Origin of the sequence: Bariatricus sp. HCP28S3_F11 (assembly GCF_052065395.1) — a bacterium.
Classification (GTDB): Bacteria; Bacillota; Clostridia; order Lachnospirales; family Lachnospiraceae; genus Allocoprococcus.
In genome coordinates this window covers 1-349 of record NZ_JBQHUC010000130.1, presented here as the reverse complement: position 1 = coordinate 349, position 349 = coordinate 1, and the positions used below count along the sequence as shown (strand labels likewise).

Below are 349 nucleotides of genomic sequence, written 5' to 3'. Positions count from 1 at the left end.
CTTCGAAGAATTGAGGGAATCGTTTCTACTCCGTTTCGTATCCTGCGATACAGATTATATGTTTCACTAGACATTCTCTCCTCTAGTGCGAGGCGAATCAGGCTCTTTTTCGTAATAAGTACTCTTGCTATATTTTTGAATATTTTGGCATGACACTGTTCCTTATGTGGACAGTTTGCGCATACATCTCTGTCAAAGGTGATTTTAAATTCATCATTGCTCTTCTTATAACAACAACTTCTAGGTGTGTTTCCTGCCGGACACTTTATCACTTTTGTTTTTTCTTCGTCCATTTCAAATCCGGAAACATCTCGCCGATTCTTTTTGGCTGTCAATGCAGTAGGAAGTA

General features: G+C 39.0%; 1 protein-coding gene. It reads right to left on the bottom strand.

Annotation, left to right across the window (positions count from 1 at the left end; genetic code table 11):
* The coding region (locus ACTNBR_RS16610; RefSeq protein ID WP_441019285.1) for a transposase at positions 1-293 on the bottom strand (293 nt) is incomplete at its 3' end.
* Between the last annotated feature and the right edge of the window lie 56 nt (positions 294-349).